We start from the raw sequence: 9222 nt of genomic DNA, 5'->3' as shown, positions 1-9222 counted from the left end.
CTTCGGCGAATTCACGTCGCCCGCTCCCTTTAACGAATGGGGTGGGGGTGGAAGGGGAAAGGACTTCCAGGAAGCGCCGGGGGACGATCTCGCCGGGATTTCCGGGATTGCCCCGGCGGAATACGGGCAGGTCGCGAGGTTGCCCTTTCCGGACATCCAGCTTCGTTCGGTCCGGTCCGTCGGGCATGACATACAGGCTGGCCTCTTCAACCGTATGCGCCATGCGGGCGTCGAATTGAGGCGTTGATTTTCTGATCGCTTCGATTTCGGCGGTCAGATTTTTCGCTTCCTCTGATTCCTTATCTTTGACGGCTTTCAAGCGATCTTCCAGTTCACCCACTTTGACACGGGCGGCGATCACCTGTTCCGCAAAGGGTGAAGGGAGCAAGGGGCGATCTGTCAGTTGCGTGCTGGCGAAGACACCGGCAAGGGCGTAGTAGTCGCGAGCTGAGATTGGGTCGAATTTATGATCGTGACAACGGGCACAGGCCACAGTCAGGCCCAGGAATGTACGAGTCACGGCATCAATCCGCTCGTCCCATTCGTCGGCAACGATGACTTCGATGACTCCCGGGGCGAGTTGCAGTTCTTTCCAGTAGGTCGGGCTGAGTCCGAGCAGACCGAGTGCAGCATAGTCCTCAGGAGGAGTTTCTTCATACAGGTCTGCGGCGAGTTGCTGCTTGACGAACTGATCGTAGGGAAGATCCGCGTTGAGTGCCTGAACGACCCAGTCGCGATAGAGCCACGCCTGGTCGGCATTCTTCAGCCACGAGGGGGTAACATCCGTGTAACGGGCCAGATCCAGCCAGTAACGTGCCCAGCGTTCTCCGAAGTGAGGCGACGCCAGCAAGCGGTCGACGAGACGTTCGTACGCGTCGACACGGTCATCAGCAACGAACTCGGCAACGTCTTCCGGCGTGGGGGGAAGTCCGAGCAGATCGAACCAGAGACGGCGGATCAAGGTCCGTTTGTCGGCTTCCGGGCTGGGTTGCAGATTTTGCGAGGCCAGGCTGGAACGGATGAATGCATCAATCGGCTGATGCAGGTCGGTGGTCGAATCGATTGCAGGAGCAGTCTGCCGCGACAATGGCTGGAATGCCCAGAAGCTGCGCGCGGACTCCCAATCAATCTGTTTCTCTTTCATGGCGACCGCAGAACCGTAGTCAGGGATATAGGCCCCCATCTGGATCCACTTGACGACCTGATCGATCTCTTCACTCGAGATTTTTCCTTCGGGCGGCATTCGCAGCTGGGGATCGGAATAGCGGAGTGCGGTGACCAGGAGACTCTCTTCAGGTTTGCCCGGAACGAAAAGCAGACCTCGTGAGCCCCCCGCCGTCAGGCCAACACGCCCGTCCAGCGCCAACTCGCCATTGTCGGCTGCCGTGTCGACCGAGTGGCAGTCGTAACAGTGCTTGGCAAAAAGTGGGCGAATCGACTTCTCGAAGAACTCACCCAACGCCCGTTCGTCACGGATTTCTTCTGACCCTGCTACACCGGCTGCAGGAAGCACGACCGCTAACAAACCGACGAGTAAACCGTATCTCATGCCATCGCTCTCCAAATCCACCAGGACTGTGGCTGATAGTCTACCAAACGTCCGCTGTCGTGTAAGCCGGGGTTGATGAATTGGGCCCACGAATGAACCAGGTCCGGAGGAAACTGGCGGTGAATGAAGTGTAGAGATGGTGGGAACAGCAGCGGCAATTTTCTCGTAAGGCGAACTGTGAAAATCGGATGCGAGTGGGCGCGTGTCGTGTTAATCTACTTGACTGTTCGAAATTCACCGCTCGGTTTTCGTCGGGACTGCGGAACGGACTGGCTTGAAATGACTTTTGTCACATGCGCATTGCAGTGATGATTTTCATTCGCCGCCGGGATGGGGCGATGGCTGAGTGACGGCCAGAGATTTCGCAACACGGTAACGGTTGAGTTCGGTAGAAACTGCACGACAGGGATAACAGGAAGTCCGGTGCCAATCCTGTCGTGGGGATTGAGACGCGGTTGCGTGTGACAAGTGGAGACAACGACGTGAGTATGCTCGTAATCGTGTTGGCTTGTGCAGCGATTCTTTCACTCGCTTACTGGACCTACGGCCCCATCCTGGTTCGGTGGCTGCGACTGGATCCCAAAGCCACGACGCCAGCGTACGAGCTGCAGGACGATCTGGACTACGCGCCGCTGGCTCCGAATGAACTGCTCAGTCAACACTTTTCGGCCATCGCTGCCGCGGGGCCGATTGTGGGACCGATTCTGGCAGGAGTCTGGTTCGGCTGGCTGCCGGCACTGATCTGGATTCTGGTCGGTTCGATCTTCATCGGCGGTGTGCACGACATCACGTCGCTGGTCGCGTCGATTCGACACAAGGCGAGATCCATTGCTGAAGTGGTGCGGGACCACATGAGTCGTCGCGCGTTCCTGCTGTTCCTCAGTTTTGTCTGGCTGGCGCTCGTTTACATCATTATCGCCTTCACCGACATCACTGCGGCGTCATTCATAGGTGAACAGACGCTGGAGAACGGAGATGTGGTTACCGGAGCCGGGATCGCCTCGTCGTCATTAATGTATCTGGCACTTCCCATCGTGATGGGGATTTTGATGCGCTATGCCAAGCTTTCGGTTGGCTGGGCGACGCTGATCTTTCTGCCGCTCGTCGGTGTATCAATCTGGGCCGGACAATACCTGCCTGTCAGTATGACGGACATCCTGCGTATCTTTGTCCCCACTGCCGACGATCGGATGGCGCACAAGACGTGGGATATTCTGCTGCTGGTCTACTGCTGTATTGCCTCGGTGGTCCCCATGTGGCTGCTGCTGCAACCGCGTGGACACCTGGGAGGCTATTTCCTCTACGTCGCGCTGGCGGCGGGAGCGATTGGACTACTGTTCGGCGGGGCGAAGGTCGAATATCCCATGTTTAACTCATGGACCACGCCTGACGGGCAGACCCTGTTTCCCGTCCTGTTCATCACGATCGCGTGCGGCGCCTGTTCTGGTTTCCACTCCCTAATTGCCTCGGGGACTACATCGAAACAATTGAGATACGAAACCGATGCCAAACTGATTGGCTATGGTGCGATGTTGCTGGAAGCGATGGTGGCGATCGTGTCGCTCAGTTGTGTCATGATTCTTTCACGCGATGCGTCGCTGCTGAAAAATCCGCAGCCAAACCTGATTTACGCCCAGGGGATCGGGGCCCTGCTGGAACAATTTTCTGAATTCGTGCGGCGTACGGGTTGGTCCGGTTTCCATCTTTCGAGTCAATTAACCGTCTCGTTCGCACTGATGGCGTTTACGACCTTCGTCTATGACACGCTCGATGTCTGCACTCGACTGGGGCGGTACATTATTCAAGAGCTGACTGGCTGGCACGATGCAAAGGGCCGCTGGTTGGGTACGCTTCTGACGGCAGGGGTCCCCGCCTTTTTCGTCATGCAGACCATCCACGGAATGGACGGTAAACCGGCACCGCTGTGGCGCATCTTCTGGTCCTTGTTTGGAGCCAGTAACCAGTTGCTGGCGGCGCTGTCACTGCTCGGCGTGACGGTGTGGCTGTGGCGGACGCGGCGGGAGATCTGGGTACTGTTTGCCGTCGGACTGCCAACCGTGTTCATGTATACGATGAGCATCTGGGCGCTGGGACGTATGATCTACGCATACGTGCGGCAACTCAGCGGTCCCCAGGCTCCTCAACAGACGACTTATATCCTGCTCGGTATTTCCACGCTGCTGCTCTTCCTGGCGTTGGCGATGCTCGTCGAAGCGATCATCGCCTTGACGCAAAGGGACAAGGGCCAGACGGATGAGCAGCGCGGCGTCCCTCTCGTGGACGATGTCAAAGCGTGGTCGGGCACTTAGAAATGCCTTTTCAAGGTTTCCGATGATCAACAAGGTGATGAACAAGTTGAGAAGCGGCTCATGGGTGAAATCCGAGATCCGCTCAGGGAATCACAAGTCCCCTCTAACGCCGTGGTCACCTGACGCTGCGTGACAGCCCCAATCTCAAGTGATCACCGCATGACTGGTACGCTGATTTTTGCGATCTCTCGACGAAACAGGGAATGACGAATCCCGCACTCGCACTTCGCATCTGGGAGAAATCTGATGGCTAAGCTGTATTCCACGTTTCCACTATCGCGCTCAGGTTGTCTCGTAATGCTGCTCGGGATTGTCCTTTGCTTCGTATCGGCATCATTCGGTAGCGAGCGCAGTTTGCCCCCCGAAGATGGCAAGCTGCGGATCGTGGTCTTCGGTGCGCACCCTGACGATGCCGAGTTCAAGACAGGGGGAACGGCGGCGAAGTGGGCTAAGTCAGGTCATCATGTGAAGCTCTTCTCTGTCACCAACGGAGACATCGGGCACTGGCAGATGGCCGGGGGGCCGCTGGCACTGCGCCGTGCTGCCGAGTCCGCTGCTGCTGCGAAGAAGCTTGGCGTCACTTCACAGGTTTTGGATATTCACGATGGGGAACTCGAGCCGACTCTTGAGAACCGCCGTCTGATCACCCGGATCATTCGCGAATGGAAGGCGGATATTGTCATTTCGCATCGGCCGTGGGACTACCACCCTGACCATCGTTATGTCGGAATTCTCGTTCAGGATGCCGCCTTCATGGTCACTGTTCCCTTTTTCTGTCCTGACACGCCCCATCTGACGAAGAACCCCGTTTTCCTTTATTCCAGTGACGGCTTTCAAAAGCCATACCCGTTTCGGCCCGACGTTGCGGTGGCCATCGATGATGTTTTCAGTCTGAAGATTGACTCGCTGCATGAACTGGAGTCACAGGTCTACGAAGGAGGAGCCAGCGGCAGTGAAGAGTTCGTTCGGTCAGTTCCTCCTGCCAATGACGTTGCTGGCCGGAAAGGTTGGCTCAAACAACGCTGGCACGATCGCCAGACTCGAGAAGCCGATCGATACCGTGATGTGCTGGTTCAGCTTTATGGAGAAGAGAAGGGTAAAGCGGTCAAGTACGCCGAGACGTTTGAACTGTGTGAGTACGGGCGAAAACCGACTGCGGCGGAATTGAAGCAGTTGTTTCCGTTCTTTGATGAATAGGGCTGAAGGGGGAACTCTGCGGGCCGGCAGGGCTGATCTCTCGGGATGAGAAATGAAGCCCCATGAGCGGCAACGAGAATTTAGTTCCAAAGCTCAGTCAGGGGGGCGTGGGGAACCAGATGCAGTTCCTGGCCACCCGCCTGGAAGTGATGCGACATTCCGTCGACTCCACACCATTGCAGCAACGTAGCCGTTAACTCGCCGGGGTCGACGGGACGTTCGGTCGGTTCGGCAGCAGATGCATTGCTGCTACCGATTACTTTTCCGCCAGAGACCTTTCCACCAGCCACGATTCCCGACCAGCAACCGGTCCAGTGGTCGCGACCCATGTTTTCGTTCACGTAAGGCGTTCGACCGAACTCACCCGTGGCGATGACGAGGGTGTCATCCAGGAGACCTCGCTGCGCCAGGTCGTCCAGCAGGCCTGACATCGCCTGATCGAACTCGGGACAAAGTTTGGCCTGATAGTCGAACAAAGTCGCCGGGCTGCAGCTTTTGTCACCATGGCAGTCCCATGTGATTCGGTCTTTGAGCGAATCAAACAGATTCACGGTGACGCAGCGGGTTCCCTGTTCAATCTGCTGCCGGGCTTTCAGCAGCAGATTGCCGAACTCGGAATGGCCGTACATCCGGCGGATCGACTCGGGTTCATCGGCCGGGTCACTGGTGACGAGATCCGGTTCCCATTCCGTCCCCAGGATTCCTGACTGTTGGCCCCGGTAAGCCGACACACCCGTTTCGGAGATCAGGCCCGGCAGGATGACGTTCGTTGAAACACCGTTACGACCTGGAATTCGACTTGCGACGAGACTTCCCCAGTGAGGAAACACGAGGCCGTTCATCGACAGGCGGCCCGTCTGCAGAATCTGCATCCCCGTCTCGTGAATGGGGGCGGCGTCGTGAGTCAGTGATCGAATGACCGTCAGGCGGTTGGCACGCTGGGCCAATCCTGGCAGGGATTCACTAAAACGAAGACCCGGCACTGCTGTTTCGATTGATTTAAACGGTCCCCGGACGGACGCAGGGGCTTCGGGCTTGGGATCGAATGTCTCGAGTTGGCTGACTCCGCCGGTCATCATGATCAGGATAGCCCGGCGGTTGGAAGCGGCGGTGAAAGAGGCGGCCAGTGAAGCGCCTGAGAGCCCGACCACACCCAATCCTCCTGCGCGCAGGAAATCACGACGCGAAACACCGTCGACGTCGGTGCTGTTTTCGGTCGTTGACATGCGAGTTTTCCTTTTCCGGCCCCAGTTCCAAAAAGCGATCATGCTTCTGCTTCCGAATGATAATGTACCGCCGAACGGGGTAGAGAGATACGGCATCACATTCATCGGCACGGCGACGGAGTGCTGACCCGTCGTTCCTGACTTGCAAGGCCGTGGGGACGCAAGTGACCGGCGGACAGGCGTCGCATGCTGAACCTGTCGATCGCACCGATTCTTTCAGTCGCTCCAACCAGGTTGTGGGGGGAACGTGATTCCCGCCGGCAGGCCTGATTGGATGTGGCTCAATTGACGGGGCACTGCTGTCGCCGCACACTCGTACAGTTCTGGCGGAGTGCTGGCTCATCTCATCCCGGCTCAGGAAATCGGGCTCGAAATGAAAGGTCTGACATGCTTCTGGGTGCTCAGGTTGCGATTTTCGTTGTTGGAATTCTCTTTCTCGTGAGGGGAAAAGGGCTGGGCAAGAAGGGGGTGGCTCATCCGCAATATCGATGGTTAGGGGGCTTCTTGATCACAGCGCTGCCGCTGACTCTGGTGTCAGGATTTCTCCTTGGTTTTGCATGGGGGCTGACGCACATGAATCAAGCACCGGAGCAAATGAATCAGGATCTCACCCTCCCTGTCTTTGCGATGGAGGCGGGGATTGTGCTGGTGTATGGGATTATTGCTTCGATCTGGGAAAGTTCGATTCGCCGCAAAGCGGCTAATGTCTCAGCGGGCGCTGTATAACGACGTCGCAATCGTTACAGTCCGGACCTGTTGCGGGCAGTTCCCGCGTGGAGCCAGTCAGCCGCAGTCTCGCGGTCAGACGACGTAACGCGATTGAGCCAGACTTTTCAGGAACTGAGACACCAATGATCCTTGATTTATTCAAACTGGATGGGCGAGTCGCACTGGTCACGGGAGCCAGCAGGGGGCTGGGACAGGCGATGGCGCTGGGGCTTGCAGAGGCTGGGGCCGACATCGTCGGGGTTAGCCGATCCGGTGAACTGCCCGAGACAGAAAAGCTGGTTTGCGACGCGGGTCGTCAGTTCTGGTCATTTCCCGCGGATCTCGGGCAGCCCTCCGATCGAGTGGGGCTGATTGACCGAATCATCGAAAAAACGGAACGACTCGATATTCTCGTTAATAATGCTGGGAACTCACACCGACACCCCCCCGAAGAGTATCCACTTTCCGAATGGCACCAGCTTCTGGAAGTGCATCTTCATGCCTCATTTGATCTGGCACAGCAAGCGTCCAAACCGATGCTGGCCCGGGGCCGGGGAAAGATCATCAACATCGGCTCTGTCATGACTTTTCAGGGAGGCCTGAACATTCCAGCCTATGCCGCGGCCAAGCATGCTCTGGCCGGGCTGACCAAGTCTCTGGCCAACTCGTGGTCGCGGCAGGGGATTAACGTCAATTGCATCTGTCCCGGGTACTTTGAGACGACGCTCTCTCACGTCCTGCAGGACGATCCGATTCGCGGCCCGCAAATTCTTGACCGTATTCCGGCAGGGCGGTGGGGGCAGCCCGATGAACTGGCAGGGCTCTGTGTGTTTCTCGCATCCGACGCCTCCAACTACATGCACGGAAGCACCGTCGCCATCGACGGTGGCTGGCTTTCGCGTTAACAGGGTTTGCGACGGCGGGGTTGTTCTGCCTGGACCACCCCGGGACTGTTTGAAGTGATTGGTAGAGGAATTCAATGACGACTGTTCACGATGTCTGCAAGGTGTTGAAGCAGATCGCGCCCCTGTCATTGGCGGAAGAGTGGGACAATGTCGGGCTGCTGCTTGGAGATGAGTCCCAGCCCGTCAGCCGCGCGATCACTTGTTTGACACTCACCAATGATGTCGCGGACGAGGCGGTCAGTGCGGGGGCTCAACTGGTGGTGACGCATCATCCCATCATGTTCAAACCGGTGAAGCAAATCACGATGGCCAGGCCCGAGGGACGGTTGCTGCTGACACTCCTGCAGAATGGGATCGCCGTCTATTCACCCCACACGGCCTGGGACAACGCGACGACTGGTATCAATCAGCAGCTCGCCGAGTTACTGGAACTGATTCAGATTGCACCGCTGCGTCCCCGTACCGGACCGGAACAGGTCAAGGTCGTGACGTTCGTGCCCCCTTCGGATGTCGATCCAGTCCGCCAGGCGCTGTGGAACGCCGGGGCGGGCGTGATTGGGAACTACCAGCAGTGCAGTTTTAACCTGCAGGGGACCGGGACATTTTTTGGGCTGGACTCAACCAATCCTGCCATCGGGAAATCGGGTCAACTGGAACAAGTCAACGAAACCCGTGTCGAGGTTGTCTGTCGCGCGAATGAATTGGATAGGGTCTTGGCCGCCTTGCGGAAAGCTCATCCGTATGAAGAGCCGGCTGTGGATGTCTTTCCGCTCAAGCCCGTTCCCGATGGAACGGGGGCGGGTCGGTATGGAACCTTCCCAGAACCTGTCACACTGGGACAGTTGACGCGTCTTATCGCCCAGCGACTGAAGCAGCCAGAGATTCAGTTCGTGGGCGATCCCGGAATGCAGATCACCCGTCTGGGAATTGCTTGCGGTGCTGCGGGCGAATTCCTGCGGGACGCTCACCGAGTCGGATGCCAGGCGTTTCTCACCGGGGAAGCCCGCTTCCATTCGTGCCTGGAGGCGCGCGATCTGGGAGTCGGGATGATTCTGCCCGGACACTATGCGACAGAACGCTTTTCGATGGAAACACTTGCGAAACGGCTGGAGAGTCATTTTCCAGAGATGAAGGTCGATCCGAGTCGGGTCGAGTGCGATCCCATCCGCACTTCTCTGCACGTCGCGAGTGAAGTCGGGGAGTGAAGTCGGGGAGTGAAGTCGGGACCACGACCGGATCCAGACGGTGAAGTTGTTTCAAGTTGACGACGGTTGCGGACGATACCTGACTTGAGCGATCCGCGAGCGGTTCGTCCGTGCGCCTTTGCA

The 9222-nt window shown here is 57.6% G+C and carries 7 protein-coding genes; 5 read left to right on the top strand and 2 right to left on the bottom strand.

The window, feature by feature from the left end; genetic code table 11:
* Window positions 1-1549: DUF1549 domain-containing protein (locus VGE80_RS17505; RefSeq protein ID WP_440593563.1), on the bottom strand; the 1549-nt coding region annotated here is incomplete at its 3' end.
* 488 nt (window positions 1550-2037) lie between these two features.
* On the opposite strand from VGE80_RS17505, the gene VGE80_RS17500 reads away from it, so the two are divergent.
* Both VGE80_RS17500 and VGE80_RS17495 read left to right on the top strand, forming a co-directional pair.
* Window positions 2038-3858 carry a carbon starvation CstA family protein gene (locus tag VGE80_RS17500; protein ID WP_397571884.1) on the top strand — a complete coding sequence of 607 codons (1821 nt, stop codon included), beginning with the start codon at window positions 2038-2040 and terminating at the stop codon, window positions 3856-3858.
* 246 nt (window positions 3859-4104) lie between these two features.
* Window positions 4105-5055, top strand: coding sequence for a PIG-L deacetylase family protein (locus VGE80_RS17495; RefSeq protein WP_440593562.1), 951 nt, complete (start codon window positions 4105-4107; stop codon window positions 5053-5055).
* Window positions 5056-5135: 80 nt separating this feature from the next.
* Here the strand turns inward: VGE80_RS17495 and VGE80_RS17490 are convergent, their stop codons facing one another.
* Window positions 5136-6281 carry a DUF1501 domain-containing protein gene (locus VGE80_RS17490; RefSeq protein WP_440593561.1) on the bottom strand — a complete coding sequence of 382 codons (1146 nt, stop codon included), beginning with the start codon at window positions 6279-6281 and terminating at the stop codon, window positions 5136-5138.
* Window positions 6282-6668: 387 nt separating this feature from the next.
* Between VGE80_RS17490 and VGE80_RS17485 the strand changes: the two genes are divergently transcribed.
* From VGE80_RS17485 to VGE80_RS17475, 3 genes are all read left to right on the top strand, one after another.
* Complete coding sequence (locus VGE80_RS17485; protein ID WP_440593560.1) at window positions 6669-7007, top strand: hypothetical protein; 339 nt, start codon at window positions 6669-6671, stop codon at window positions 7005-7007.
* Between the two features lie 125 nt (window positions 7008-7132).
* Window positions 7133-7894, top strand: coding sequence for an SDR family oxidoreductase (locus VGE80_RS17480; RefSeq protein ID WP_440593559.1), 762 nt, complete (start codon window positions 7133-7135; stop codon window positions 7892-7894).
* 74 nt (window positions 7895-7968) lie between these two features.
* Window positions 7969-9099, top strand: coding sequence for a Nif3-like dinuclear metal center hexameric protein (locus tag VGE80_RS17475; RefSeq protein ID WP_440593558.1), 1131 nt, complete (start codon window positions 7969-7971; stop codon window positions 9097-9099).
* The last annotated feature ends 123 nt before the right edge of the window (window positions 9100-9222 follow it).

Source organism: Schlesneria sp., assembly GCF_036405755.1.
In the GTDB taxonomy this organism is placed as follows: Bacteria; Planctomycetota; Planctomycetia; order Planctomycetales; family Planctomycetaceae; genus Schlesneria; species Schlesneria sphaerica.
The sequence above is the reverse complement of the archived record's forward strand: the minus strand, read 5'-3'. Positions and strand labels throughout refer to the sequence as shown.

Bases quoted from the DNA above. Each gene is read 5' to 3' on its own strand.
- VGE80_RS17500 (WP_397571884.1), top strand. From the start codon at position 2,038: ATGCTCGTAATCGTGTTGGCTTGTGCAGCGATTCTTTCACTCGCTTAC.
- VGE80_RS17495 (WP_440593562.1), top strand. From the start codon at position 4,105: ATGGCTAAGCTGTATTCCACGTTTCCACTATCGCGCTCAGGTTGTCTC.
- VGE80_RS17490 (WP_440593561.1), bottom strand. From the start codon at position 6,281: ATGTCAACGACCGAAAACAGCACCGACGTCGACGGTGTTTCGCGTCGT.
- VGE80_RS17485 (WP_440593560.1), top strand. From the start codon at position 6,669: ATGCTTCTGGGTGCTCAGGTTGCGATTTTCGTTGTTGGAATTCTCTTT.
- VGE80_RS17480 (WP_440593559.1), top strand. From the start codon at position 7,133: ATGATCCTTGATTTATTCAAACTGGATGGGCGAGTCGCACTGGTCACG.
- VGE80_RS17475 (WP_440593558.1), top strand. From the start codon at position 7,969: ATGACGACTGTTCACGATGTCTGCAAGGTGTTGAAGCAGATCGCGCCC.